The 26,658-nt window shown below is 74.5% G+C and carries 23 protein-coding genes; 11 read left to right on the forward strand and 12 right to left on the reverse strand.

All coding sequences use genetic code 11. The features are described 5' to 3' along the window. The 8 genes from E4P41_RS10200 to E4P41_RS22070 form a co-directional block, all read right to left on the reverse strand. A complete protein-coding gene (locus tag E4P41_RS10200; protein WP_167761016.1) occupies positions 1 to 855 on the reverse strand; it encodes a nitrilase-related carbon-nitrogen hydrolase in 855 nt (284 codons plus the stop codon). Continuing rightward, positions 852 to 1,811 (reverse strand): glycine betaine ABC transporter substrate-binding protein, encoded by a 960-nt coding sequence (locus E4P41_RS10205; protein WP_135141149.1) that lies wholly within the window; start codon positions 1,809 to 1,811, stop codon positions 852 to 854. Before E4P41_RS10205 ends, E4P41_RS10200 begins: the two co-directional genes overlap by 4 nt. Positions 1,812 to 1,854: 43 nt before the next feature. Continuing rightward, entirely contained in the window at positions 1,855 to 2,610 is a 756-nt protein-coding gene (locus E4P41_RS10210; protein ID WP_135141150.1) for an ABC transporter permease, read from the reverse strand. After that, positions 2,607 to 3,572 carry an ATP-binding cassette domain-containing protein gene (locus E4P41_RS10215; RefSeq protein WP_135141167.1) on the reverse strand — a complete coding sequence of 322 codons (966 nt, stop codon included), beginning with the start codon at positions 3,570 to 3,572 and terminating at the stop codon, positions 2,607 to 2,609. Before E4P41_RS10215 ends, E4P41_RS10210 begins: the two co-directional genes overlap by 4 nt. A 55-nt stretch (positions 3,573 to 3,627) precedes the next feature. Continuing rightward, positions 3,628 to 4,275, reverse strand: coding sequence for an ABC transporter permease (locus tag E4P41_RS10220; protein WP_135141151.1), 648 nt, complete (start codon positions 4,273 to 4,275; stop codon positions 3,628 to 3,630). 12 nt (positions 4,276 to 4,287) lie between these two features. Continuing rightward, entirely contained in the window at positions 4,288 to 5,205 is a 918-nt protein-coding gene (locus E4P41_RS10225) for an alpha/beta hydrolase (RefSeq protein WP_135141152.1), read from the reverse strand. A gap of 69 nt (positions 5,206 to 5,274) precedes the next feature. Further along, positions 5,275 to 6,147, reverse strand: coding sequence for an IclR family transcriptional regulator (locus E4P41_RS22065; protein ID WP_167761017.1), 873 nt, complete (start codon positions 6,145 to 6,147; stop codon positions 5,275 to 5,277). Between the two features lie 233 nt (positions 6,148 to 6,380). Continuing rightward, positions 6,381 to 6,722 (reverse strand): hypothetical protein, encoded by a 342-nt coding sequence (locus E4P41_RS22070; RefSeq protein ID WP_167761018.1) that lies wholly within the window; start codon positions 6,720 to 6,722, stop codon positions 6,381 to 6,383. A gap of 247 nt (positions 6,723 to 6,969) precedes the next feature. Here E4P41_RS22070 and E4P41_RS10235 point away from each other — a divergent pair, with 247 nt between their 5' ends. The 3 genes from E4P41_RS10235 (at position 6,970) to E4P41_RS10245 (ending at position 14,391) form a co-directional block, all read left to right on the forward strand. Next, entirely contained in the window at positions 6,970 to 10,140 is a 3,171-nt protein-coding gene (locus E4P41_RS10235) for an ATP-dependent DNA helicase (protein ID WP_245177247.1), read from the forward strand. 215 nt (positions 10,141 to 10,355) lie between these two features. Further along, the gene (locus E4P41_RS10240) at positions 10,356 to 13,592 is read left to right on the forward strand and encodes an ATP-dependent DNA helicase (protein ID WP_245177248.1); all 3,237 of its coding nucleotides are present in this window, start codon (positions 10,356 to 10,358) and stop codon (positions 13,590 to 13,592) included. A 127-nt stretch (positions 13,593 to 13,719) separates the two neighbouring features. Beyond that, positions 13,720 to 14,391, forward strand: coding sequence for a hypothetical protein (locus E4P41_RS10245; protein WP_135141155.1), 672 nt, complete (start codon positions 13,720 to 13,722; stop codon positions 14,389 to 14,391). Between the two features lie 7 nt (positions 14,392 to 14,398). Here E4P41_RS10245 and E4P41_RS10250 read toward each other — a convergent pair whose 3' ends face one another. Then, the gene (locus tag E4P41_RS10250; RefSeq protein WP_135141156.1) at positions 14,399 to 15,235 is read right to left on the reverse strand and encodes an alpha/beta hydrolase; all 837 of its coding nucleotides are present in this window, start codon (positions 15,233 to 15,235) and stop codon (positions 14,399 to 14,401) included. 25 nt (positions 15,236 to 15,260) lie between these two features. Between E4P41_RS10250 and E4P41_RS10255 the strand changes: the two genes are divergently transcribed. The 5 genes from E4P41_RS10255 (at position 15,261) to nudC (ending at position 21,462) form a co-directional block, all read left to right on the forward strand. Further along, positions 15,261 to 16,679 carry a dipeptidase gene (locus E4P41_RS10255; RefSeq protein ID WP_245177249.1) on the forward strand — a complete coding sequence of 473 codons (1,419 nt, stop codon included), beginning with the start codon at positions 15,261 to 15,263 and terminating at the stop codon, positions 16,677 to 16,679. Between the two features lie 41 nt (positions 16,680 to 16,720). Further along, on the forward strand, positions 16,721 to 17,599 hold the full coding sequence (locus tag E4P41_RS10260; protein WP_135141158.1) for a DUF2510 domain-containing protein: 879 nt from the start codon (positions 16,721 to 16,723) through the stop codon (positions 17,597 to 17,599). A 164-nt stretch (positions 17,600 to 17,763) separates the two neighbouring features. Beyond that, positions 17,764 to 19,074, forward strand: a complete 1,311-nt coding sequence (locus E4P41_RS10265; RefSeq protein WP_135141159.1) for a pitrilysin family protein — start codon at positions 17,764 to 17,766, stop codon at positions 19,072 to 19,074. Between the two features lie 73 nt (positions 19,075 to 19,147). Continuing rightward, a complete protein-coding gene (locus E4P41_RS10270; RefSeq protein WP_135141160.1) occupies positions 19,148 to 20,503 on the forward strand; it encodes a pitrilysin family protein in 1,356 nt (451 codons plus the stop codon). Next, positions 20,500 to 21,462 (forward strand): NAD(+) diphosphatase, encoded by a 963-nt coding sequence (nudC, locus tag E4P41_RS10275; protein WP_135141161.1) that lies wholly within the window; start codon positions 20,500 to 20,502, stop codon positions 21,460 to 21,462. Before E4P41_RS10270 ends, nudC begins: the two co-directional genes overlap by 4 nt. Before the next feature lie 57 nt (positions 21,463 to 21,519). Here nudC and E4P41_RS10280 read toward each other — a convergent pair whose 3' ends face one another. The 3 genes from E4P41_RS10280 to E4P41_RS10290 form a co-directional block, all read right to left on the reverse strand. Beyond that, positions 21,520 to 22,125, reverse strand: coding sequence for a uridine kinase (locus tag E4P41_RS10280; protein WP_209307639.1), 606 nt, complete (start codon positions 22,123 to 22,125; stop codon positions 21,520 to 21,522). A 41-nt stretch (positions 22,126 to 22,166) separates the two neighbouring features. Continuing rightward, a complete protein-coding gene (locus E4P41_RS10285) occupies positions 22,167 to 22,787 on the reverse strand; it encodes an ANTAR domain-containing protein (RefSeq protein WP_135141162.1) in 621 nt (206 codons plus the stop codon). 120 nt (positions 22,788 to 22,907) lie between these two features. Continuing rightward, positions 22,908 to 23,171 (reverse strand): mycoredoxin, encoded by a 264-nt coding sequence (locus E4P41_RS10290; protein WP_135141163.1) that lies wholly within the window; start codon positions 23,169 to 23,171, stop codon positions 22,908 to 22,910. A 156-nt stretch (positions 23,172 to 23,327) separates the two neighbouring features. Between E4P41_RS10290 and E4P41_RS10295 the strand changes: the two genes are divergently transcribed. From E4P41_RS10295 to E4P41_RS10305, 3 genes are all read left to right on the forward strand, one after another. Further along, positions 23,328 to 25,352 (forward strand): ATP-dependent DNA helicase UvrD2, encoded by a 2,025-nt coding sequence (locus E4P41_RS10295; protein ID WP_135141164.1) that lies wholly within the window; start codon positions 23,328 to 23,330, stop codon positions 25,350 to 25,352. Positions 25,353 to 25,600: 248 nt separating this feature from the next. Next, complete coding sequence (locus E4P41_RS10300; protein ID WP_135141165.1) at positions 25,601 to 25,903, forward strand: hypothetical protein; 303 nt, start codon at positions 25,601 to 25,603, stop codon at positions 25,901 to 25,903. A 231-nt stretch (positions 25,904 to 26,134) separates the two neighbouring features. After that, a complete protein-coding gene (locus E4P41_RS10305; RefSeq protein ID WP_167761020.1) occupies positions 26,135 to 26,386 on the forward strand; it encodes a WhiB family transcriptional regulator in 252 nt (83 codons plus the stop codon). Positions 26,387 to 26,658: the final 272 nt, after the last annotated feature.

The raw sequence follows: 26,658 nt of genomic DNA on the forward strand, positions 1-26,658 counted from the left end.
TCAGTCCTCCTCCTGCATCAGTGTCTCCAGCGCACGGCTGATGACGTCGAGACGGGCCTCGCGCAGCAGTGGCCACCGCCGGCGCAGCGCGCGGAGCTCGGTGAGGTCGAGGGTGGCCTCGGTCCGGCCCGGCTCGGTGCCGAGCCGGGCGATCTCCGCGCCGTCCGGGCCGAGGACGCGTGAGCCACCCCAGAACTCCTGCCCGCACTCCGTGCCCGACCGGTTGACGAACACCACGTAGGACTGCAGCACGACGGCGGAGTGGGCCAGCAGCAGCTCCCACGCCCGCTCGACCTGGACGACGGAGTGGCTGCGCACGCTGTTGGCAATGACGAACAGCACCTCGGCGCCGGAGTGCACCGCCAACCACGGCAGCGGCGGCTGCCATATGTCGTTGCAGATCAGGACCGCGGCCCGGGCGCCGCGGAGATCGAAGGACTGCAGCCGGCCGCCGGGGCGGAAGTGCTTGCGTTCCTCCCAGCCGCGGTAGGTGGGCAGGAACAGCTTGCGCTGCACGGTGACGCGGTCGCGATCGATGACGGCCGCGCTGTTGTACTGGTCGGAGCGGCGGTGTTCGACGAAGCCTGCGATTACGGCTGGGCCGTGCTGGCCGAGACCGGCCAGCCGCTGGTCGTCAGCGGCGAGCGCGTCGACCTCGTCGAGGGCGCCCAGGAAGTAGCCGTGCAGGGCGAGTTCCGGGGCGACAGCGACATCGGTGTCGGTGAGCTGGTCGAGCTCGGCGTGCAGTTTCGCCAGGTTGCGTTCCACGCAGCCGAGCTGGGGCGCGGTCTGCAGCAGTGACACCCGCAGCTGCTTGCCCGCGTCCGCACCGCCGCCGGGAGCAGCCGGGGTCACTGGATGAACCCCTGCTCGCGTAGCCAGTCGTTGGCCACCTGCTCCGACGTCAGGCCCTCGACGTCGACCTGTGCGTTGAGGGCCTGCAGCGTCTCGTCGTCCAGGGCCTCGCTCACCGGGGCGATCACGTCGGCGATCTGCGGGAACTCGGCGATGACGGGCTCGCGCACGGTCAGTGCGGGGTTGTAGGCGGTGAAGAAGTTCCGGTCGTCCTCGAGCACCCTCAGCCCGAGTGCCTCGATTCGGCCGTCGGTGGCGAACACCTCACCGAAGCTGCAGGGGTCGCCCTGGTCGATCGCGTTGTAGATCGCTCCGGCGGCCAGCTCGGCAGTCTGCGCGTCGGGGAGGTCGAACTCGTAGGCCGCCTCCAGCCCGGGCCAGCCGTCGCCCCGGCCGAAGAACTCTGCGGCGCCGCAGAACGTCGCCTGCTGCGGGTTGGTCCGGGCGAGCTCGGCGTAGTCGGAGATCGTGGTGACCCCGAGCTCCTCGGCGGTCTCCTCGGCGACCGCGATCGCGTAGGTGTTGTTCGCCGGGGCGGGAGGGAGCCACACGACCTGGTTCTGCTCCTCGTCGGCCTCCGCCACGGCCTGGAACAGCTCCTGCGGGTCGCTGCTCGGGTCGGTCCGCTGGAGGTGGGTGATCCAACCCGTTCCGGTGTACTCCCAGTACATGTCGATTTCGCCGCTGAGCAGGGCGGAACGGGCGCTGTTCGTCCCGGACAGCCCGCACGTGCGCTGCACGTCGGCACCAGCCGATTGCAGCGCCTGGGCGGTGATCTCGCAGAGCACGAGCTGCTCGGTGAACTCCTTCGACCCCACGTTCAGCGTGGCGTCCTCCAGCGTGGCGCCTTCGGCCAGGGAGCCGGCTTCGACATCGGCGGCGGTTTCCTGGCCGAGCGCGCACCCAGTCAGGGCGACGGTGGCGAGTACTGCGGACAGGGCGAGACCTTTCGGCATGGGGTCCTCTGCATCGTGAGATGGGCGTGGTCAGGAGCGGCGGTCAGAGCCCACGGGGGCGGAGCTTGTTCTCGGCGAGCCCGGCGAGCCAGTCGACGATCAGGGCGAGCGCGATGGTGAGCACGCTGCCGGTGAGCAGGATCGGCATCCGGTTGAAGACGATGCCGCTCTCGATGAACGTTCCCAGGCCGCCGGCGTTGGTGTAGGTGGCGAGCGCGGCCACGCCGACGTTGAGGATCAGCGCGACCCGGATGCCGGCGAGCATGACCGGGACGGCGAGCGGCAGTTCGATCGTGGTCAGGACCTGGCGCGCGCTCATTCCCATGCCGCGTCCGGCGTCGATCAGGCTCCGGTCGACCTGTTGCAGCCCGACCATGGTGTTGCGCAGCACGGGTAGCAGCGCGTAGATGACGAGCGCGACGACGGCCATGGAGAAGCCAACCCCGACGAGGATCGCGAGGAGCACCAGCACCCCGATGGAGGGGATGGCCTGTCCCGCGTTCGCCAGTGCGAGGACCGGGGCGCCGAGCCAGCGGGCGCGGCGGCGGCTCAGCAGGATCCCCAGGGGCACGGCGATGACGATGACGAGCAGTGTCGAGGCGACGACGAGATTGATGTGTTGGATCGTCGCGTCGAGGATGGCGTCGGGGACGAGCACGCGCTGCTCGATGGAGTCCAGCGAGGCGACCTGCAGGTAGCCGAGCATGCCTGCGGTGAGGACGACGGCCAGGACGGGGAGCACCCAGCTGGCGACCGGTGCCTCGGCTTCGACGTCGATGACGCCCTCGGCCCTGCTCATGACGGCACCTGCCGTCCTCGGGCCGCCGCCGCCAGCATCTCCTGCAGGCTCAGGCTGCGCTCCGCGCCCGGCTCGCCGTCGACGGCGAGCCGGGCGGCGCCGGCGTCGAGCATCTGCTCGAGCGCGGCGTACACCGTGGTCTCGGGCGGGACGCGCAGGGCCGGACCCGCTCCCGCACCGCCGCCGGCGCCCTCGAGGTCGCCGACGCGCAGCAGCCCGAGCCGGCGGATCGCAGCACCCGTGCCGACGAAGCTGCGCACGTAGTCGTCGGCGGGGTGACTGAGGATTTCCAGGGGCGTGGCGAACTGCGCGAGCTGGGAGCTCTCGCCGAAGATCGCGATCCGGTCGCCGAGCTTGAGGGCTTCGTCGATGTCATGGGTGACGAAGACGATCGTCTTGCGAATCCGCTGCTGCAGCTTGAGGAACTCGTCCTGCAGCCGTTCCCGGGTGATCGGGTCGATGGCTCCGAACGGCTCGTCCATGACCATGACCGGCGGGTCGGCCGCGAGCGCCCGGGCGACGCCGACGCGTTGCTGCTGCCCGCCGGAGAGCTGCTTGGGATAGCGCCGGCGGTACTGCGCCGGGTCCAGTCCGACGAGGTCGAGCAGCTCGTCGACCCGCGGCTCGATCCGCTTCTTGTCCCAGCCGAGCAGCTTGGGCACCAGACCGACGTTCTGGCTGATCGTCAGGTGCGGGATCAGCCCGACCTGCTGGATGACGTAGCCGATGTGCCGGCGCAGCTCGTCGGGATCGGTATGCGTCACGTCCCGGCCGTCGATCCAGATCTGCCCGGACGTGGGTTCGACCAGTCGGTTGATCATCCGCAGCGTCGTCGTCTTCCCGCAGCCGGACGGGCCCACGAAGACGACGAACTCGCCGCGGCGGATCTCCATGTCGAGCGGTCGCACCGAGTCGGTGGACTGCCCGGGATAGCGCTTGCGGAGCCCCTCCAGCTTGATCATCACGTCGTTCGGAGGAGAGGCGCTGTCGAGGCGGAGAGCAGTGGAGCCGAAGGAATCAGACACGAAGACCTCGCGGTGTGGTGAGGCGGCGGGCCAGCACGAAGAGCAGATCGAGCACGAGGGCGACCAGCACCACGCCGACCACGCCGGCCAGTGCTTGGTTCAGGGCGTTCGCGCCGCCGATCCGGGCCAGGCCGCGGAAGATCAGTTCGCCGAGGCCGGGGCCGCGTACGGCGGCGGCGATGGCCGCGATCGCGACCACCATGATCGTCGACACCCGGATGCCGTTGAGGATCACCGGCCAGGCGAGGGGGAGCCGAATGGTGCGCAGGCGACCCCAGGAGTTCATTCCCATCCCCCGCGCGGCCTCGACAACCGCCGGGTCGACGGTCTCCAGTCCGGTCACCGTGTTCCGCAGGATCGGGAAGATCGCGTAGACGGTCAGGGCGACGACGGTCGGGGCGAGCCCGAGGCCGAGGACCGGGATGAGCAGGCCGAAGAGGGCGAACGACGGCACCGTGAGCAGCGTGCCCGTGAAGGCCAGGAGCAGACGGCGCAGTCGTGGTGCCCGTTCGGTGGCGATTCCGAGACTGACTCCGATCACCGCCGCGACGGCGACGCTGAGCAGCACGACCTGCACGTGCTGCGTGGTGAGGAAGATGATCTGCTGGGCGTTGCGCGAGACGTACTCGAGGAACTCCATCAGCCCTCCCTGTCAGTCCGTTGCTGTCGGCTTCGTGGTGCTGAACGCCTTGGCGAGGAACTCGTCGACCAGGCTCATGACGTGCTGGAACGTGGGGTCCTCGTCGGCCATCCACTCGGTGTGCCCGCGGCCCTCCAGCAGCTCCAGGCGCTTCGGCTCGCCGGCGGCGTCGTACAGGGCCTGCGCCTCCTCGGCCCGGTGCAGCTGGTTCTCGGCGCCGTGCACGACGAGGACGGGCCTGGGCGCGATGCGGTGCACCACCTCGCCGGGGGCGAAGCGCAGCAGGTAGTCGGCGGACTCCAGCGTGACGCCCGAGCCGAAGCCGGATGCCTTGTACAGCTCCTCCCCGACGTATCCGTCGGTCCGCGTGTCGAGGTCGAGCCGGACGATGTCCCAGGGCGAGGTGATCTCCGACCGCCCGGTCGAGACGCGGTGTTCCCGGTCGGCGTCAACCCGCTTGAGCAGGCTGTTCCAGGAGTTGTCGTCGTGCATCTTCTGCGTCGACCGGTATCCGTCCGCGATCCCGTTGGCGACGACCACCGCGCGGACCCGCGGGTCGTAAGCCGCCTCCGCCACGACCACGCCGCCACCCAGGCCCCAGCCCAGCAGGGCGACCCGCGTGGCGTCGAGGTCGGAGTGGGAGGTCACGCGGTCGACCGCGGCGCGGACGTCCTCGGCCCACTCCTGGGGCACCAGCCGACCCCGCTCGCCCTCACTGAACCCGAAACCCCGGTAGTCGAAGGCGAGGACGGCGTAACCGCGGCGCGTGAGGGCCCGCGCGAACCGCTCGGGGTGGATGATCTTCAGGCCCTGGTAGCCGCTGGCCGGGACTACGACCGGGTACGGCCCGCGGGAGTCCCCGTCAGGCAGGTGCAGGTCGGCGTCGAGCCGGAACCCGTTGCTGAAGAAGGGCAGGTGGACAGTGCGCACGTGATCTCCAAGGAGGTGTGTCGGGTGTTGCGGGGGCAGTGAGGGCGCGCGAAGTGGCGGCGGCCCGCCTCAGGGCGCGGGGGCCGATGTGATCCGGGACAGGTGGGACGCGGCCGCGGCGACCTGCTGGCCGACCGCAGGCAGCCGGTCGCGCAGCCGGTAGGCGGGTGCGGACACGTTCAGGGCCGCTACGATGCGGCCGCGGAAGTCCCGGACGGGAGCCCCGGCGGCGACCAGCTCCGCATCGAACTCGCCGTCTGCCAGGGCGAAGCCCCGGGCCCGAGCCTCGTGCAGCCGCTGGAGCAGCTCCTTGGCGCTGCGCGGGGTTCGAGGGCCTGACGCGCCCGGCGGGGGACCGCCGTCGAAGAGGCGCCGCACGTCGTCGTCCGAGTGGTCGAACAGCAGCGCCCGACCCGACGCGGTGCAGTGGATGGGGGCGCTGCGACCCACCCAGCCGACGGCCTGGATCATCTGACGGGAACTCTCCGACAGGATGGTGAGCACCTCGCCGCCGCGCAGCACGCTGAGGTGCACGCGCTCGCCGGTGACAGTCGAGAGTCGGTGCATGACCGGGGGTGCGAGCAGCAGGAGCCGTTGATCGCCAGCGCGGGCGGCGAGGGTGAACAGGCGCCAGCCCAGCCGGTGCCGCCCGTCCTCGCTCCGCTCGACCAGACCCAGCTCGACCAGCGGGCGCAGCTGGCGAGACGCGATCGATTTGTCCCGCCCGATCTCCTGCGCGAGCTCCGCGACGGTGAAGCCCGAGCCGCTGGCGCCGTCGTCCGCGATCCCGGCGACAGCCTCGAGCATCGCGAGCACCTTGCCCGCTGCCGTCTTGTCCGTGTCGTCCACATCACACACGCTGATGGGGCTGGTCGACGAATGCAATCTGCCGATGCATTCATTGCAACGCCACAGCGCCCCACAGCTGCCCTGCGTCGGCACCGGGACCGCTGCGCCCACCGCCTTGCCGGCGAGCAGGGGGACGCCCTGCTGTGCCGGACTTCGGGGGCAGGCATGACCCACATCCCCTCCTGCTCCCGACAGCTGCCGGTCGCGCGGTGCGGCCGCCGGGGACAAGTTGGGCCGAAGGCCCATCACCCAGTGGCGCGAAGCGCCCTTCCGGCGGGGTGGCGGAGCCGCGATCATCGAGGCAGGGAGCAGTACCACTCGCTGGGCTACGCGGCGGGTCCCTGGCCCGAATGGTCCGGGATGGGGCCAGCGGCGGTCCGCTGCCGGGCCGTGCTTCTGCGTGCCTTGGGTGCTCTTGCCGCGGGAGCGACCGTGGGTGCGCCGGGCGGGGTGTCGAGGCCGAGCTTGCGCAGGTACTCGGGGCTCCATCCGCTGTTCTCCGCGGTTGCGTGGGCGGTGGCGTCGGCTCGTTCGGCCTGCTCCAGTGCGGTCCGGGCGTCGATGACTGCCTGGCGCGTCTGGGTCAGGTGACGGACGGCGGTCACGCGGTTGTCGAGCAGGGCGTGGGCCTTCTGCTCGGGGTCCTCGGTGATGGCGGGCGTGGTCATGGCGTCGCACTGGTGCGCGGGTCCAGGACCGACCCCGATGGATGCGCGCCGCACCCATCTGCATGGGCGTCCGGGAGCAAGCTGTGCGGGCAGGTCCGCCAACCTTGGCCGCGTTGTCACCAGCGCACTCCACTCCGCAAGGTGCTTTGGGACGCGCGGCCCGGTTTCCGGTGCTGTCAGCAGGCCGTGGTCTCATCGGCCCGTGGTGCAGCGGGGTGGTGGACGGGCGGCTGCTCTCGATGGTGGCGTGGGCTCGGGTGCGCCGGTCTACCGACTCGTGCAGGGCGAGCCGGTCGCGGCCGCGCGTCCGCGGCTGGACCGCACGCAGCAGGCCGTCGTCGACCACCCTGGCGGCCCGCTGCTGGTTCTCGCCGGCCCCGGCACCGGCAAGACGACGACGATCGTCGAGGCCGTCGCCGCGCGCATCGAAAGGGGAGTGGACCCCGAACAGATCCTGGTCCTGACCTTCAGCCGCAAGGCCGCCGCCGAGCTGCGCACCCGCATCACCGGCCGGGTGGCGCGCACCATTCGTGAGCCGCTGGCCCGCACCTTCCACTCCTACGCCTACGGCGTCCTGCGTCGCGCCGCGCTGCTGCACGGTGAGCCTCCGCCCCGGCTGCTCACCGCCGCCGAGCAGGACGCCGTCGTCGCCTCGCTGCTGCGCGGTGACCTCGAGGGCGAGGGCGCCGTGCGCTGGCCCGAGGACCTCGCGCCGGCGCTGGCCACCAACGCCTTCCGCGGCGAGCTGCGCGACCTCCTGCTGCGTGCCACCGAGCGCGGGGTGCCCGCGGCGCAGCTGGCGGCGTGGGGCCGGGAGACCGGACGCGAGCACTGGCTCCACGCGGCGGCGTTCGCCGAGCAGTACGAGGCGGTCACCGCCTTCGCCACCGCGGCGCGCGGCGACTCCTCCGGGTACGACCCGGCCGAGCTGGTCCGCCAGGCCATCCTCGAGCTCACCGACGACCCCGACCTGTTGCGTCAGGAGCGCGAGCGCGCCCGCTGGCTGTTCGTCGACGAGTACCAGGACACCGACCCCGCCCAGGTCGAACTGCTCGAGCTGCTCGCCGGCGGAGGCGGCGACCTGGTCGCGGTCGGCGACCCCGACCAGGCGATCTACGCCTTCCGCGGCGCCGAGCCGCGCGGCATCGTCGAGTTCCCCGACCGGTTCCGGCACGTCGACGGGCGGCCCGCCGACCGGGTCTCCCTCGGCGTCTGCCGCCGGTCGGGCGCCGAATTGCTGCAGATCAGCCGCAAGGTCGCCGAGGGGCTGCCCGGTCCGGCCCAGCACCGGCGACTGCAGCCCGTGGACGGGGCCGACGACGGCACCGCCGAGGTGCACGTCTTCGGATCGGCCGCGGTCGAGGCCGCCTACCTCGCGGACGTCCTGCGCCGCGCGCACCTGCTCGACGGGGTGCCGTGGTCGCAGATGGCGGTCGTCGTCCGGACGGCGATGGCGCTGGGGCCGCTGCGTCGGGCGCTGACCTCCGCCGGCGTCCCGGTGGCCGTCTCCGCCGACGACCTGCCGCTGGCCGCCCAGCCCGCCGTGGCGCCCTTCCTCTCCGCGCTCGACGCCCTGCTGCCCGGCACCGACGGCACACCCGCGGGTCTGGACGAGCCGGCGGCCGAGGCGCTGCTGGCCTCGCCGCTGGGCGGCGCCACGGTGCTCGACCTGCGCCGGCTGCGCCGCGCGGTCCGCATCGCCCTGGCCCAGCAGGGCGTGGACGCCGCCGAGCGCGGTGCCCCGCTGGCGACCGCGGTCACCGACGAGCTGCTGCTGGAGACGCTGCCCGAGCACGTGGCCCGCCCCGCGCTGCGGGTGGCCGGCGTCCTCGCCGTGGGGCGGGCCGCGCTCGCGCACGACGGCAGCACCGAGGACGTGCTGTGGGCGATGTGGCAGCGCAGCGGACTGGCCGGCCGGTGGGCGCGGGCCAGCGCTGCCGGTGGGCCGGCCGGAGCCGTCGCCGACCGCGACCTCGACGCCGTCGTCGCGCTGTTCGACGCCGCCGCCGGCTTCGTCGACCGGTTGCCCTCGGCCGACGTCCGGGCATTCGTCGAGCACCTCTCCGCCCAGGAGCTGCCCGGCGACACCGGCGCGGCGCGGGCCTCGGCCGACGAGACGGTCCGGCTGCTGACCGCGCACGCGTCCAAGGGCCTGGAGTGGGACGTCGTCTGCGTGGCCGGCGTGCAGGAGGGCGTGTGGCCGGACCTGCGGGAGCGCGCCACGCTGCTCGGCACCGAGGACCTCGTGGAGCTGGCCGCCGGCATCGACGGCGCCGCGGTCGACCGGCGCACGCTGGCCCTCGCCGAGGAGCGGCGGCTCTTCTACGTCGCCTGCACCCGGGCCCGCCGTCGACTGGTGGTCACCGCCGTCCAGGGCGCGCTGGACGGCGCCGAGGCCGGGGCGACCGCCTCGCGCTTCCTCGACCTGGTGGTGCCACCTCCGGACGACGGCCGTCCGCTGACCGAGCTGCCCCGCTCGCTCACCCTGCCCGCGCTCGTCGCCGACCTGCGCCGCGCGGTCGCCGATCCGCACACCCCGCCCGCCCGTCGCTCGGCCGCCGCGGCCGTGCTGCGCCGGCTGGCCGAGGAGGGCGTGCCGGGCGCCGCGCCCCGGCACTGGTGGGGCCTGGCCCCGCTGTCGGACGACGCGCCGCTGGTGCCCGTCGACGCCACCGTCCGGGTGCGGCCTTCGGCGATCGAGACGTTCCAGCGCTGCCCGCTGCGCTGGGTGCTGGGCGCGGTCGGGGCCGAGGCCTCGCCGGACGCCACCCGCACCGTCGGCTCGGCGGTGCACGCGGTGGCCCAGCAGGTCGCGGAGGGGCTGCCGCCCGCCGAGGCGCCCGACGCGCTGGCCGCCGAGCTCGACCAGCTCGACCTCGGCCCGGGCTGGTCCGACCAGCGCCAGCGGGCCACCGCCCAGCAGATGCTCGAGCGGTTTCTGCGCTGGCACGCGGCCAACCGGCGTGAGCTGGTCGCCGCGGAGGCGGACTTCGACGTCACCGTCGGTCGGGCCCGGCTGCGCGGGCAGGTCGACCGGCTCGAGCGCGACGCCGAGAGCCGGCTGGTCGTCGTCGACCTCAAGACGGGCAGGACCGCGGCCAAGGACGTCGAGACCCACGGGCAGCTGGCCGCCTACCAGGTCGCCGTCGTCGCCGGTGGCTTCGGCGACCACGGCACCGTGCCCGGCGGCGCGGCGCTGCTGCAGGTCGGCACCGGCGCCAAGGCCAAGGAGCAGCAGCAGGAGCCGCTGCCGGCCGACGTCCCGCTGGAGCAGACCACGGCCGGCGAGCTGATCGCCGCGGTCGGGGAAGGCATGGGTGCGGGCGCGTTCGAGGTGCGCACCGGCACCCACTGCCAGCGCTGCCCGGCCCGGCGCAGCTGCCCGCTGCACGAGCGCGGCCGGCAGGTGACCGGGTGATGAGGCCTCGTCCAGAGGCTCGCCGCGGCCCCGTCCCGGATCGGCCCCGTCCAGAGGCTCGCCGCGAGCCTGCGAGCGGTGAGGAGGACGGGGTCCTTCGCCGAGGGGTGGGGAGGACGGGGTCCTTTCACGGGGAGGGGGACGGGGTCCTTCAACAGCTCTCCTTCGACGATCTCCTCGGCGACGAGCCCGCACCGGAGCCTGCACCGCGCCGGGTGCTTTCCCCGGCCGAGGTGGCCGAGCGTTGCGGGCTGTCCTACGCGCCCTCGCCGGAGCAGGCCCGGGTGGTCGCCGCACCGGCCGACCGGCCGCTGGTGGTCGTCGCCGGCGCGGGCTCGGGCAAGACCGAGACCATGGCCGCCCGGGTCTCCTGGCTGGTGGCCAACCGGATCGTCGAGCCCGAGGCCATCCTGGGCCTGACCTTCACCCGCAAGGCGGCCAGCGAGCTCAACCAGCGCGTCCACCTGCGGCTCGGTGCCCTGGCCCGCCACCCCGACACCGAGCCGGAGCTCCGTGAGCGGCTCGAGGTCGCCCGACCGACGGTCGCCACCTACCACGGCTACGCCGCGTCGCTGGTCGCCGAACACGGGCTGCGGATCGGCGTGGAGCCCGGCGCCGGCGTCCTCGGCCCCGCCATGTGCTGGGGGCAGGCCGCGCAGGTGGTGGCGGCCTACACCGGCGACATGGACGACGTCCCGCTGTCGCTGCTCACCACCGTCGAGGACGTGCTGGCGCTCGCCGCCGACATGGGAGAACACGACGTCAGCCCGGCCGCCCTCCGCGCCTGGACGGCGCGGCTCGAGGCGCAGGTGCACGGCTACCCCGACGCCCCGAAGAAGCGCGGACCCTACGCCCCGGTCCTCGAGGTGCTCGCCCGGCAGCGGGCGCGGGTGGCGCTGCTGCCGCTGGTCGAGGCGTTCCAGGCGCGCAAGCGGGCCATGGGCTCCATCGACTACGCCGACCAGGTGGCGCACGCCGCGCGGATCGCCGTCTCCGCGCCGGAGGTCGGCCGCCGCGAGCGCGTCCGCTGGAAGATCGTGCTGCTCGACGAGTACCAGGACACCAGCGTCGGCCAGCTGCGCATGCTGGAGGCGCTGTTCGGGCGGGACACCGGGCACCCGGTGCTGGCCGTCGGCGACCCCCGTCAGTCCATCTACGGCTGGCGCGGTGCCTCGGCCGGCACCATCGAGCGCTTCCCGCGGACCTTCCCCGGCGCCCGCGACCGCCGCGCCCAGCGGCTGACCCTGGCGACCAGCTGGCGCAACGACGAGACGGTGCTCGCCGTGGCCAACGCGGTGTCGGCGATGCTGCCGGCGCCCGAGGTGCCGCTGCCCGACCTCGCGCCCGCGCCGACCGCCGGGCGGGGAGCGGTCACGGTCGGCCTGTACGGGACCGTCGCCGAGGAGACGGCGGCCCTGGCCGACCGACTCGCCGCCTGCTGGCACGGCACGGACCCGGTGGTCACCCGCCGCCCCGGCGGCCACCCGCCGACCGTCGCGGTGCTCGCCCGCACCCGCAAGCAGCTGCCGGGCATCGCCGCCGCGCTGCGGGAGCGGGGCCTGCCGGTGGAGGTCGTCGGGCTGGGCGGGCTGCTCGAGGTCCCCGAGGTGTCCGACGTCGTCGCCACGCTCACCGTGCTGGTCGACCCGACCGCCGGCGACGCGCTCGGCCGGTTGCTCACCGGCGCCCGCTGGCGGATCGGCCCCCGCGACCTCGCCGCCCTGGAGGCCCGGGCCCGCACGCTCGTGCGCGCCCGCCGTCCCGAGCGCGACGAGGACGGCCGCGGCGAGCCGCCGACCGAGCGGGGAAGCATCGTCGAGGCCCTCGACGACCTCGGTGACGCCGACGCGTACTCGACCGAGGGGTACCGCCGGATGCGGCGGCTGGGCGCGGAGCTCGCCGGGCTGCGGGCCCGGCTGGGGGAGTCGCTGCCCGACCTGGTCGACGAGGTCGCCCGCACCCTCGGCCTGGAGACCGAGTTGGCCAGCGCGCCGGAGGTCAGTCCGACCGGCGCCCGTGCCCACCTCGACGCCCTGCACGGCGTGGCCGCCGAGTTCACCGAGCTGGCCGAGCTGCCCTCGCTGCCGGCCTTCCTGGGCTACCTGCGCGACGCCGAGGAGCGCGAGCGGGGCCTGGAGCCGGGCGAGGTCGCGGTCAACCCGGAGGCGGTGCAGCTGCTCACCGGCCACTCGGCCAAGGGTCTGGAGTGGGACGTCGTCGCGGTGCCCGGGATGACCGCCGACCAGTTCCCGGCCCGGCCCGGCGTCAGTGACTCGTGGATCAAGGACCCGGGTGCGGTACCGGTCGACCTGCGCACCGTCGACCGCGCGGAGCTGCCTGCGTGGCGGCTGCCGGTGCCCGGCTCCGGGGACCAGGCGGTGGTCAAGGAGGCGCTGGAGCAGTACGTCGAGGACTGGAAGGAGTTCGGCACCGGCGAGGAGATCCGGCTGGGCTACGTCGCGGTCACCCGCGCCCGGCACCTGCTGCTCTGCTCGGGCAGCTGGTGGCGGGAGGGCGTGAAGCCGAACGGGCCGTCGTCCCTGCTGCACGCCGTCCGGGAGGCATGCGGGGCCGGCGCCGGCGAGGTCGTGCACTGGGCGCCGGCCCCCGAGGACGGCGCGGAGAACCCGGCGCTGGCCGAGTGGCCGGTCGGCGTGTGGCCGGCCGACCCGCTCTCGTCCGGACGGCGCCGGGCGCTGACCGCCGCGGCCGAGCTCGTGGCCGGTGCCGCGGCGCACCCGCTGGAACCCGGCGTCCGCCTCGGGGAGCCGGACCCGCTGGTCGACCAGTGGGTGCGCGACGCCGACCTGCTGCTGCGCGAGCGGGCGATCGCGGCGAACCCGACCGTCGACGTCCCGCTGCCCTCGCACCTGTCGGTGTCGGCGCTGGTGACGCTGCGCCGCGACCCCGCCGAGCTGGCCCGCCGGCTGCGCCGCCCCATGCCGGCCGCGCCCGCGCCGCTGGCCCGCCGCGGCACCGCCTTCCACGCCTGGCTGGAGGAATGTTTCGGCGCCGCCCGGCTGGTCGACCTCGACGAGCTGCCCGGCTCGGGCGACGAGTTCGCTGCCCCCGACAGCGCGCTCGCCGACCTGCAGGAGGCGTTCCTCGCCGGCGAGTGGGCCGACCGGCAGCCGATCGAGGTGGAGGTGCCGTTCGAGACGCCGCTGGGCCCGCTCACCCTGCGCGGCCGGATCGACGCCGTCTTCCGGGATGGGGACGGCGGCTTCGAGGTCATCGACTGGAAGACCGGGCCGCCGCCGTCGGGTGCCGAGCTGGCCGCGGCCGGGGTCCAGCTGGCCGCCTACCGGCTGGGCTGGTCACGGCTCACCGGTGTCCCGGTCGAGCGGGTCAGTGCCGGCTTCCACCACGTCGCCGCGGGCGTGACCGTGCGCCCGGTCGACCTGCTCGACGAAGCCGGCTTGCTCGCCCTGGTCACCGGCACCGCCCGCTGACCCTGGGCAGGCCCTGCCGCGAGACCGCAGCGACCACGAAGTAGACGGCACCGCTGACCGGAGCCGCTAGCGTCCACTTTGCGGGCGGCACTTGTCCTGACCGCCTGCGGCCCGTGGGAGCGCCTCAGTGCTCGTTCAGATCGTCAGCTTTGCCCTGGGGATCGCTGCATCCTTTGTCGCCTGGTTCATCGTCTGGCGGACGTTGTCACCGAAGGTGGAATTCTCCCCATGCATCAGCAGGATCCGCGCCCAAGACGAGGAGGACGAGGAGCAGTACGGAGGCCCCTGCCGCTGGCGCGTGAAGGTACGCAATTCGCGCCGCCGGCGCCCTGCGATGGAACTGCAGTTCACCGCTCGCTTACGGTTCACCAGCAGGCTGTCGGGCAACACCGGCGCAGTACAGATGCGGGTGACTCCCGCGTCCTTGCCCTTCATGAGCAAGAACATCCTGCTGGTTCTTGATGTGGCCGAAGATGCTTTCGGTGACCGCGCTCTGCGATACCTCAGGCGTCAAGGCGTCGAGCCGGGCGACCTCGATGACCTGGTGTCAGCGCTCGACGGCGGGCACGTCCGTGTGAGCTGCATCGCCACGGACTCCTTCTCCGGCTCCCGCCGAGCGTTCATCCATGAGTACGGCCCGAATGACGTTAAGGAAGGCAGGTTCGTCTTCGACGATTTGAGCGGTCCCCTCACGACCATGTGGCGGCGCGTCCGAGGCGGTACACATCCAACCTTGGAGATCGAGAAGGCGACGTCAGCGGCGACAGAGGCCGAGCCGGAACAAGCCCAGGCCCCGTAGCCCGCTCTCAGCTCGACGCGATGCGGTCGAGGACGGCGATGGCCAGCTGCTCCGGCGCCTGCTCGGGGATCCAGTGCGAGACGCCGGCCAGCTCGACGAACCGGTAGTCGCCGGTGACGTGCTCGGCGCAGCCCTCCGCCGCCGGCCGGCCGATCGCGACGTCCCCGTCGCTCCACACGTACGTCGTCGGCACCGCCACCGGGTCGACCGGGGTGCCGGAGCTCATCGCCCGGTACCAGTTCAGCGCGGCGGTCAGCGCGCCCGGCGCCGACAGCACGGCCACGTACTCGTCGACGGCCTCGGTCGGGACGGCGTCCCCGAACATGCGCCGCAGCCGCCGGGCGTCGTCGGCCAGCAGCACCTCCTCGGCCTTGCCCCGCTGCCAGAACAGCCGGATGTAGGCGGAGCGCTCCTGCTGCTCGGGGTCCGAGCGCCAGGCCGCGGTGAACGCCGCCGGGTGCGGCACCGAGACGGCGGTCAGCGAGCGCACCCGGTCGGAGTGCCACGCGGCCAGCGCCCAGGCCACGTTGGCACCCCAGTCGTGCCCGACGACGTCGGCGACCGGCACGTCCATCGCGGTCATCAGGTCGGCGGTGACCTGGGCCAGGTTGGCCAGCGCGTAGGCCTCCACCTCGGCCGGCCGCGCGCCGGGGGAGTAACCGAGCTGGTCGACGGCGTAGGTGCGCAGCCCCGCCTCGGTCAGCTGTGGGGTCACCGCCGCCCACGACGCCGACGTCTCCGGGAAGCCGTGCAGCAGCAGCACCGGCCGGCCGTCGTCCGGCCCGTCGGCCCGGACGTCGAAGGTGAGGTCGCCGACGTCCACCTGCAGGAGCTGTCCCGACATGGCCGCGACGCTACCGTCGGCAGCCGTGAGCAGCCCGGAACGCGACTTCGTCGCCGCACACCTCGACGACCTGCACGGCGACCTCGACGCGTGGTTGCGGATCCCGTCGATCTCCGCCGACCCCGCGCACGCGCCCGACGTCGCCGCCAGCGCGGAGTGGCTGGCCGCCGCGCTGCGCCGCACCGGCTTCCCGGCCGTGGAGGTCTGGGAGACCGCCGGTGCCCCGGCCGTCTACGCCGAGTGGCCGTCGGCGGACGACGGCGCGCCGGTGGCCCTCGTCTACGGCCACCACGACGTCCAGCCGGTCGACCCGCTGGCGCTGTGGGAGCACCCGCCGTTCGAGCCGACCCGCGTCGAGGGCCCCGACGGCCCTGAGCTGCACGCCCGCGGCGCCATCGACGACAAGGGCAACGTCGCGATGCACCTGCTCGGCATGTCCGCGCACCTGGCCGCCACCGGCCGCGACACCCCCGCGGTCACCGTCAAGGTGCTCGTCGAGGGCGAGGAGGAGTCCGGGTCGCCGCACTTCGCCGCCCTCCTGCGGGAGAAGGCCGACCGGCTGCGCTGCGACGTCGTCGTGGTCAGCGACACCGGGATGGCCGCCCCCGACGTCCCCAGTGCGGTGGTGGCCATGCGCGGCCTGGCCGACGCCGAGATCACCCTGCGCGGGCCCGCCGTCGACCTGCACTCCGGCTCCTTCGGTGGCGGCGTCCCCAACCCGCTGCACGCCATCGCGGCCCTCGTCGCGAGCCTGCACGACGACCAGGGACGGGTCACCCTGCCCGGCTTCTACGACAAGGTGCGGCCGCTGACCGACCGGGAGCGCGAGCTCATGGCCCGGGTGCCCTTCGACGAGCAGGCCTGGCTGGCCGGCCCGGCCGCCTCGCGCGTCGCCACCGGCGAGGTGGGGTTCAGCACGCTGGAGCGGATCGGCGCCCGGCCCACGGCCGAGGTCAACGGCATGTGGGGCGGCTACGCCGGCCCCGGCCACAAGACGATCATCCCGGCCGAGGCGCACGCCAAGATCACCTTCCGGCTGGTGGCCGACCAGCGCCCCGCCGACCTCGTCGAGCAGGTCCGCGGCTGGGTGGCGGCGAACCTGCCCGAGGGCATCCAGGCCGACGTGCACGTGCCGGCCGGCGGCGTCTCGCCGTGCGCCAGCGACCTGGACTCCCCGGTGATGGCCGCCCTGCTCACCGCGATCGGGCAGGCGTTCGACACCGACCCCGCCGACGTGCTCTTCACCCGCGAGGGCGGCAGCGGACCGGAGGCCGACCTGGTCGACGTCCTCGGCGCACCGCTGCTGTTCCTCGGCGCCGGGCTGCCCACCGACCGCATCCACTCGCCGAACGAGCGGGTGCTGCTCTCGATGCTGCACCGCGGCGCCGAGGCCGTCGCGCACCTGTGGCGTGAGCTCGCCGCCGTCCCGCTCCGGGCGCGGTGAGGTCGGACGGCCGTCCCGGGTCGCCGTCCTAGGGTGGCGCCGTGACTGGACAGTCGAGCGCGCCGCCGGGGTGGTACCCGGACCCCGACGGCGCTCCCGGGATGGTGCGCTGGTGGGACGGCGCCGGCTGGTCCGACGTCACCGCTCCGGCCGGCCCCGGCGTCGCGGTGCAGGCTCCGCCGGTCCGGGCGCCGACGGTTACGGCGCCCGAGCCGCCGGCCGTCGACGTCCGGCCCGACCCGGGGACACCTCCGCGGCGCACCGCCTGGGTGGTCGGCCTGTCCGTCCTCGGGCTGGTGCTCGTCGTCCTCATCGGCTTCCTCGTCGGCCGTCCGTCCACCGGTGGGGACGACGAGACGGCGCTGTCCGGGTCCTCGGCGCCCGCCGGGCCGACCTTCCCGCCCGGCACGGTGCGGATCGTCGACGAGGCCGCCGGCATCGCCTATCCCTGGCTCGGTGAGGGCTGGTACGAGTACGACCTGAGCGAGGTGGTGGAGACCGCGTCCGTGGCCGGGCAGTTCTTCGTCACCCAGGAGGTGACGCCGGACGGTGGGCCGTTCATCGCCCAGTGCACCTCGGGGCCGCTGTCGCCCCTGTTCGGCTACGCCGGTCCGGGGAGCCTGCGACCGACCGTCGCCGAGGTCGCCGACAGCGTGCGCGTCAACTACTACCCGGCGCCCAACGAGCGGCGGGTCCTGCGCGACGAGTCCCGCGTCATCGACGGCGCCCCGGCGCACCTGCTCGAGTTCGACCTCACCTGGGACGTCGGCGGGTACGAGGCGACGGGGGAGCGCGCGGCGCTGCTGCTGGTCGACGTCGGGCGGCCGGCGCCGGCGCTGCTCTACATCTCCATACCGAACACCCACGCGGAGCTGTACGGCGTCATCGACCGCGTCGTGGAGGGCGTCGAGGTGCTGTGACACGGGGGGTCGTGCGCCGTCCCGGGTCGTGACCGAGGCACTCTCGCGCGGTTGTCCCCGCTCTTGCGGTCCTGCACGAGCGCGGGAGCTGGTGCAACGGCGCAAGAGTCGGAGCGAACGCACCGCACGGCGCGGCGTCCCCGGCCGCGGCTAGGGTCGGGCTCGTGACAGCAGCTGGGGCCGACCTCACCCTCCGGCACCCGGTGGAGCGTTTTCGACTGGAGAACGGGCTGCGCGTCGTGCTGGCGCCCGACCGCAGCGTCCCGGTGGTCGCCGTGACCGTCTCCTACGACGTCGGGATGCGCAACGAGCCGCAGGGCCGCACCGGATTCGCCCACCTCTTCGAGCACCTGATGTTCCAGGGCTCGGCCAACGTGCCGAAGATGGAGCACGCTCGCCTGGTCCAGGCCGCCGGCGGCACCTTCAACGGCTCGACCCACCAGGACTACACGAATTACTACGAGGCCCTTCCCGCCGAGGCCCTCGAGCGCGCCCTGTTCCTCGAGGCCGACCGCATGGCGGCGCCGGCCATCACCGAGGAGAACCTCCGCAACCAGATCGACGTGGTGAAGGAGGAGATCCGGGTCAACGTGCTCAACCGCCCCTACGGCGCCTTCCCGTGGCTGCAGCTGCCGCCGATCGCCTTCGAGAGCTTCGCCAACACCCACGACGGCTACGGCTCTTTCGTCGACCTGGAGTCCTCGACGGTCGACGATGCCGCGGACTTCTTCCACCGCTACTACGCGCCGGGCAACGCCGTCCTCTGCCTCGGTGGTGACCTGGACGTCGAGGAGACCGAGCAGCTGGTCCACCGCTGGTTCGGCCCGATCGTCGCCCGCGAGGTGCCGCCGACGCCGTTGACGGGCGAGCCCTCGCCGACGACGGTTCGCTCCGGGGTGGTCGAGGACCGACTCGCGCCGGCGCCCGCGGTCGCCCTCGGCTGGCGCGTCCCCGACCCGGTCGGCGACCTCGACACCTACCTCGGCACGGTGTTGCTCGCCGAGCTGCTCAGCGAGGGAGACGCCTCCCGGCTGGAGCGCCGGCTGGTCCACGACGACCAGCTCGCCGTCGCGCAGAGCAGCTACGTCGGCCTGTTCGGCGACCCGTTCGACGTCCGGAACGCCACGCTGCTGACCACGCAGGTGCACCACCCCCCATCGGTCCCCGCCGACAAGGTCATGGCCGCGGTGCACGAGGAGGTCGGCCGGATCGCCGAGGACGGCGTCGGCGCCGACGAGCTGACCCGGGTGCAGGCCCGCACCGAGGCCCAGCTGCTGCGCCAGGCCGACTCGGTCCTCGGCCGCACGCTGGCCTTCGCCAACGCCGAGCTGATCCACGGCCGCGCCGAGCTGGCCGGCGAGCTGGCTGCCCGGCTGGCCGCCGTCACCCCCGAGCAGGTGCGGACCGCCGCTCGGGGGCTGGATCCCGGCACCGTCGCGGTCCTCGAGCTGCGCGCGACGGGAGGACGTCGGTGAGCGAGCTCGCCAGCTCACGCATGAACACGGCAGCACCGCGGACGCGGCCGACGAGCGCCGACGAGGAGGGCTCGTGAGCGCCCCGGTCCTGATCCCGCCGCTGGGCGAGCCCCGGCCCCAGCCCGAGCTGGCCGTCACCGAGGAGACGCTGCCCAGCGGGCTCCGCCTGGTCGTCGTCCCTCGCCCGGGCGTCCCGCTGGTCGAGCTGCGGCTGCGGGTGCCCTTCGCCGCCGCCACCGCCCGCGCCGCCGCGCAGCACACCGCCCGCTCGTCGGTGCTCTCCGGCGCCGTCCTGCTGGGAACCGGCGCGCACGACGCCATCGGCATCGCCGAACTCGTGCAGGCCCACGGCGGGGAGCTGTCGGTCTCCACCGACCCCGACCGGCTGCTGTTCTCCACCACGCTGCTCGCCGAGGGGCTGACCCCGGTGCTCGGGGTGCTGGCCGAGGTGCTCACCGACGCCACCTACCCGGCCGACCGGGTGGAGGCGGAGCGGGCCCGGGTCGCCGAGCGGATCTCGATCGCCCGGTCCCAGCCCGGCGTCATCGCGCGCACCGCGCTGGCCGCCCGTCGCTACGGCAACCATCCGTATGCCGAGCAGCTGCCCGACCCGGAGATCGTCACCGCGGTGCGCAGCCAGGCGCTGCGCAAGCTGCACCGGGAGCGGGTGCTGCCCGCCGGCAGCACCCTGGTGCTGGTCGGCGACCTCGATCCGGCCGCCGCGGTGGAGGCCGCCGGTACGGCGCTGGCCGGCTGGACCGGCGAGGGGACGGCGGTCGCCGCCCCGCCGGTACCGCAGCCGGCCCCCGGCCCGCTGCAGGTCGTCGACCGGCCCGGCGCCGTGCAGTCCAACCTACGGCTCGGGGGCCCCGCGCCCGGCCGCACCGACCCCGACCTGCCCGCCGTCCGGCTGGCCAACATGGTCTACGGCGGCTACTTCTCCTCCCGGCTGGTGGAGAACATCCGCGAACGGCGCGGCTACAGCTACAGCCCGCGCAGCTCGGTCGACCACCTGGCCGCCGCTTCCTCGTTCCTCGTCGAGGCCGACGTCGCCACCGAGGTCACCGGCCCGGCGCTGCTCGAGACCTGGTACGAGCTGGGCCGCATGGCGCTCGCACCGGTCACCGAGGAGGAGCTGGACGGCGCCCGGCGCTACGTGCTGGGCAGCATGGCGCTGTCCACGGCCACCCACGCGGGGCTGGCCAGCACGCTGTCCGCGCTCGCCGGGTCGGGCCTGCCGCCGGAGTGGCTGGCCGGGCACCAGCGTGCGCTGGCCCGGGTCACCGTCGAGGAGGTCCAGGAGGCCGCCCGCCGCGTCCTACAGCCGGCCGGGCTCACCGCGGTCGTCGTCGGCGACGCCGGGCAGGTCGGCGACGCCCTGCGTGCGCTCGGCCCGGTCGAGGTCGTCTCCGCCCCGGACGAGGCATGAGCGTCCCGGACGGCGGCAGCACTCCGGCGGACAACCCGCCGCCGTCCGGGGCCGACGTCCCGTGGCCGGAGAGCAGCCCCTCGCCGGCCGGGGTCCTGCCGGTGCTGTCCCGTTCCGCGCACGACCGCAGCCACCTGGCCCGCGCGCTGCCCGACCCGACGGGCGGGCGGCCGGTGCGCGTGCTGACGGTCGACGAGCGCCGGACCGTGCCGGTCGAGGAGGCCGACGGCGGGCCGCGGCTGGTCTGGGAGCAACGGACGAGGCTGCCGGACGGCGCGGTCTTCCTCGGTGAGGCCGGCGGGGTGCCCTACGCGGCCGTCCGTGGGGAGCGGCGGCTGTCCGTCGGCGGTCGCCGGGTCGATGCCTGGGCCGGCCTGCGCGACGTCGGCGCGGACCTCGACGACCTGGACGCCGGCCTGCTCGCCCAGGCGGTCGCCATGGTCGAGTGGCACGAGCGCAACCGGTTCAGCCCGCTGTCCGGCGCACGGACCACCGTCGAGCGCGCAGGCTGGGTGCAACGGGACCCGGACACCGGCACGGAGCTCTTCCCCCGCACCGACCCCGCAGTGATCATGCTCGTCCACGACGGCGGCGACCGGTGCGTGCTCGGCCGGCAGGCGGTGTGGCCGCCGGGACGCTTCTCGATCCTCGCGGGCTTCGTCGAGCCGGGGGAGTCCGCGGAGGCCGCGGTGGCCCGGGAGGTCGCCGAGGAGGTGGGGCTCCGGGTCACCGACATCCGGTACGTGGGCAGCCAGCCCTGGCCCTTCCCGCAGTCGCTGATGCTCGGCTTCACCGCCCGGGCCGAGGGTGACCCGACGCTGCGCCTGGACCCCACCGAGATCGAGGAGGCCCGCTGGTTCACCCGCGAGGAGCTGCGCTCCGGCGCCGGCCCACGGGCGCTGCCCCCGCCGGTCTCCATCGCCCGGCACATCATCGACCGGTGGTTGAAGGACGACTGAAGGACCCGTCTGCCCCCCACCATGCGCAGGCTCGCGGCGGGTCCCTGCAGGCGGGCCTCAGGCGAAGCGGCCCTGCAGTACCAGCGCCGGGTGCTCGGGGGAGTCGGCCAGCACCACGGCGTCGGCCAGCGCTACCGGGTCGACCTCGTCGTCGTAGCGGTCGAAGGCGGGCAGCTCCCACGCCTGCTCCGCGGGGGTGCGTCGCCGTCGCGCCGCCGGCGCCACCCGCAGGTGGACGACGACGTCGAAGGCCAGCCCGAGGCCCTGCAGCAGCGCCCCCGGGACGAGCAGCACCCCGCGCGGCGGCATCGGCTGCGGTACGGCCCGCGCAGCCCGGTCGCGGGCGACGTCCCACAACACCGGGAGGTATTCGCCGGAGCCACCCGAGCCGACCGGGTCGAGCACCTCACGGGCCAGCGCGCCGGCGTCCAGCCAGTCGGTGTAGCGGGCGTCGGGGTCGGTGCGGCCGCGCTCGAGCCGCAGCGACGCCGGGCGCAGGAACCCACCGGCCGGGACGACGACGGCGGGGCGGCCCGAGGGCGGCAGTCGCTCGGCCACCGCGGCGGCCAGGTCGGACGGGGCCGCGATGTCGGGCCCGTCCACCGCGACCCGCAGCGCGGACGCCCCGGGGTCGGGGTCGGTGCCGGCGAGCAGCCCGGCCAACCGGTCGGCCAGTGCCGCGGGCGTCAGCGGTTCCGGACGGGTCAGGACCGGCCCTCCGCGGGCCCCCGCCCGGCCCGGGCGCGCGTGCGGGGGGCCCGGCCGGTGTTGCGGGCGGGAGCACGCGGTGGGGGAGCCGGCGGTGCCGGCTCGCCGGTCTCCGGCCCGGCCACGGGGACCGTCAGGCCGTCGAGAACCTCGCGGGCGAGCTCGGGAACCGGCCGGCCCTGCGAGCGGGCGTCGCGCCGCAGCTGCTCGAACGCCGCCTGCGGTGTGGTGCCGTGACGTTCGGCGAGCACGCCGATGGCCCGCTCGGTGGACACCCGGGCGGCGAGTGCGTGCTCCAGTTGGGCGACCGTCCGTTCCAGCGTGGCGAGCCGGGCGTCCCGGGGATCGACGTCCGGGTCGGCGTCCCCGGCCCCGCCGCGGGCCGCGCGGCGGGTGCCGCGGTCGGGTTCGACGAGCGCGCCCAGCTCCTCGCTGACCAGGTCGGCGAGGCTCATCCCCTCCACGAGGTCGCCGACGTCCTCGGCCCGCCCCGGGGCGAACACCGACCAGCCGCGGCCGGTGCGGGCCACCACCACGGTGGGCTGTTCGGTGCGGGAGCCGTCGTCCTCGGGGTCGGTCGTCGGCGGGCACTCCGCTGGGGTGGTGCGCTCACTCACTGGGCGGCCTCCGTGAGGGGCTGGGCCCGGCGGGCAGCCGGGGACGAGAGGGCTACGGTAACGACCCGTCCGACACGACTATGCCCCTCTCGCGGAGCGCTGCGGACGAACCGCTCCCCGTCATGCCCCGGCAGCCTGCGCCAGCTGGGCCTTCACCTGGTCGATGCTGGGGTTGGTGAGAGCGCTGCCGTCCGGGAAGACGAGGGTCGGGACGGTGCGGTTCCCGCCGTTGGCCCGCATGACGACGTCGGCCGCGGTCTCGTCCTGCTCGATGTCCACCTCGGCGTACTCGATGCCCTCGCGCTGCATGAGCTTCTTCAGCCGCACGCAGTACCCGCACCAGGTGGTGGTGTACATGGTCACGACGGCGGGAGCGGCGGTCATCGGGGTGTCCTCCTGGTGGTCGGGTCTGCGGGGCGGGGCCGGTACGGGTCCCCGTCGCCACCGCGTGGCAACGCCGCGCCCCCGGGGATGCTTCCCCGCCGGTCGGTACCGGCTGGGAGGATGTGTGCCGGCCATCGAGCGGAGACGGAGAGGCCGATGTCGCAGATCGCCGGTGCACCCGGAGACGTCCGGGTCGAGGGCGCCGAGGCGGTGCTGGCGCAGCTGGACGACGAGCAGCGCGCGGCCGCCCGGGCGGTGTCCGGGCCGGTCTGCATCCTCGCCGGTGCCGGCACGGGGAAGACCCGGACGATCACCCACCGGATCGCCTACGGTGTCCACACCGGGGCCTTCGTGCCCGAGCAGGTTCTCGCGGTCACCTTCACCGCCCGGGCCGCCGGGGAACTGCGGTCCCGCCTGGCCGGGCTCGGTGTCGGCGGCGTCCAGGCCCGCACGTTCCACGCCGCCGCCATGCGCCAGCTGCGCTACTTCGCGCCGCGCGTGCTCGGCGGCCCGATGCCGGAGCTGGTCGAGAACAAGCTGCGCCTGGTGGCCGCGGCCGCCTCCCGCTCCCGGCTGTCCACCGACCGCACCAGCCTGCGCGACCTCGCCAGCGAGATCGAATGGGCCAAGACCACGTTGGCCACGCCCGACGACTACCCGGCACGGGCCCAGGCCGCCGGCCGCGAGCCGCCGTTCGAGCCCGCGGCGGTCGCGCGGGTGTACGCGAGCTACGAGTCGGCCAAGCAGCGGGACGGCGCGCTGGACTTCGAGGACCTGCTGCTGGTCACCGCGTTCGCCCTCGAGGAGCACCCGGACGTCGCCCGGCAGGTGCGAGGGCAGTACCGGCACTACGTCGTCGACGAGTACCAGGACGTCAACCCCCTGCAACAGCGGCTGCTCGACGCCTGGCTCGGGGGCCGGGCCGACGTGTGCGTGGTGGGCGACCCCAACCAGACGATCTACTCGTTCACCGGTGCCGATCCCGACTACCTGCTCGGCTTCGCCGACCGCTACCCGGACGCGGAGGTCGTCAAGCTCGAGCGCGACTACCGCTCCACGCCACAGGTCGTGGCGCTGGCCAACAAACTGATCGGGCAGGCGCCGCCACGCAGGGGCCTGCCCGGGCTGCGGCTGCTGGGCCAGCGCGCCGAGGGGCCGGCGCCCCGCTTCTTCGAGCACCCCGACGAGCCCACCGAAGCGGCCGCGGTCGCCCAGGCCTGCCGGGCACTGGTCGAGGCCGGGACACCGGCCGCCGAGATCGCCGTCCTGTTCCGCATCAACGCCCAGTCCGAGGTCTACGAGAACGCGCTGAGCGCAGCCGGCGTGCCGTACGTGCTCCGCGGCGGGGAGCGGTTCTTCGAGCGCCCTGAGGTCCGCGAGGCGGTCCTGCTGCTGCGCGGCGCTGCCGCGGGGGGCACCGAACCGGGCGCGCTCGTCCCGACCGTGCGCGACGTGCTGGCCTCCACCGGCTGGGTGGAGCACCGTCCGCCGCCCGGGGGCGCCGCGCGTGACCGCTGGCAGTCGCTGGCCGCGCTGGTCGACCTGGCCGTCGACCTGGTCGCCGAGGACCCGACGATGGAGCTGGCCGGCTTCGTGGCGCACCTGGCCGCCCGGGCCGACGCGCAGCACGCCCCGACGGTTCAGGGCGTCACGCTGGCCTCGATGCACGCGGCCAAGGGCCTGGAGTGGGACGCCGTCTTCGTCGTCGGCCTGGTCGACGGGGTCCTTCCCATCTCGCAGTCGCTGTCCCGCCCGGACGCGGTCGAGGAGGAGCGGCGGCTGCTCTACGTCGCCGTCACCCGGGCCCGCGAACAGCTCACCCTGTCCTGGTCGCTGGCCCGCAACCCCGGCGGCCGCCGGTCCCGGCCGCGCAGCCGCTTCCTCGACGGGCTGGTCCCGGGGTCCACGCCCACGGCGGCCCCCGCGCCGCGCCGGCAGAAGCGCGCCAAGGTCGTGCTCGAGGGTGAGGCGGGGGAGCGGTTCGAGCGTCTGCGCGCCTGGCGCAGCGAGACCGCCGCCTCGGCGTCGGTGCCCGCCTACGTCGTCTTCACCGATGCGACGCTGCAGGCCATCGCGGAGACCCGGCCGGCGTCGCTGCGCGAGCTGGCCGCCCTGCCGGGCATCGGAGCCCGCAAGCTGGAGCTCTACGGCGAGGACGTCCTGGCGACCCTCAGCGCCTGATGGGGGACCCCCTCCTGCCCACCCCTCGTCGAAGGACCTCGCCGCCCCCCACGCCTCGCACGTTCGCCGTGGGCCCCCGCGGCGAGGCCGGGCCCGAAGGGGGCCGGACGGCGGCCACCGTTAAATGCGTTGACCGCCTCCACGGCGGCCCCTACTGTCCTGATCGCGCTCAGGAGACCTCCCGGGCGCGCCAGACCCTGAGACCGGCCGCAGCCGGTGTCCGACCCCCGGAGGAGGTGGGTGACGTGATGAGCACGATGTGGACCCTCGCCCCCGCCGGGGCCCGTGGCCCGGTGGGCATCGTCGCGCGTACGACCGCCTGCCCCGCCGTCTCGCCCGTGGCCACCCGCCTGCGCGCCGTCCCGGTGACCGCCGCCGTCGCGACCGTCGTCCCTGCCGCCCGCGTCATCGGCACCGGTGTCTTCGGGGCCCCGGCGACCGGGTTCCTCGGCACCGCCGGCTACGCGCAGCAGGACAGCAAGCGCCCGAACGACCAGCACGACAACGGCACCACCCTCGGGATCCACTCCCCGAGGAGACCGTCGAGCTAGCACTCGACCGGACCTCCTCGAGGCCGCGGAACCCGAACCCGGGATCCGCGGCCTCTCTCATCTCCTCCGCGGCACCCGGCCCCGACCCCCGGTCGGCGGGCCCCCGCCGGTCGTAGACGACGAGTACGAGGAGGAGCGGCAGTGCAGCAGACGGCCGACCGTCTGACGTCCCACCGCCGACCCGGGCTCCCCCGGACCGGCGGCCCCCTTCCCCGACGGCCGGCGCCGCCACTGGCGCCGGCACCGGTGCGGCGTCCGCTGCCGTGCCGGGCCGACCCGGACCTGTGGTTCGCGGAGAGCCCGGCGCAGCTCGAGGAGGCCAAGATCCGCTGCGCGGAGTGCCCCGTCCGGGACACCTGCCTGGCGGGCGCGCTGGACCGCGGCGAGCCGTGGGGCGTCTGGGGCGGGGAGATCTTCGAGCGAGGTGTGGTCATCCCGCGCAAGCGCCCGCGGGGTCGCCCCCGCAAGGTGGCGGTCGCCTGAGGAAGGACCCCCTGCCCCCCGCCACCCGCAAGCTCATGGCGGGACCCTGCGGGGGGCCGCCGTTCTCCCTGCCCCTCGCGAGCTCGGGGCGGGGCCGTACGAACCACCAGCACAGGTCCGCCGACGGCGGACCACCCACGACGACGTGAGGACCCGACGTGTACACCTTCGAGTACGACATGGCCGTCGACCGGCTGCGCAGCCTGCGCGCCGAGGCCGACACCGCCGCGCGCGCCCGCCGGCTCCGCGCCGCCCGCCGCTGGGCCCGCCGG

This window comes from Geodermatophilus sp. DF01-2, from assembly GCF_004571065.1.
Lineage (GTDB): Bacteria > Actinomycetota > Actinomycetes > Mycobacteriales > Geodermatophilaceae > Geodermatophilus.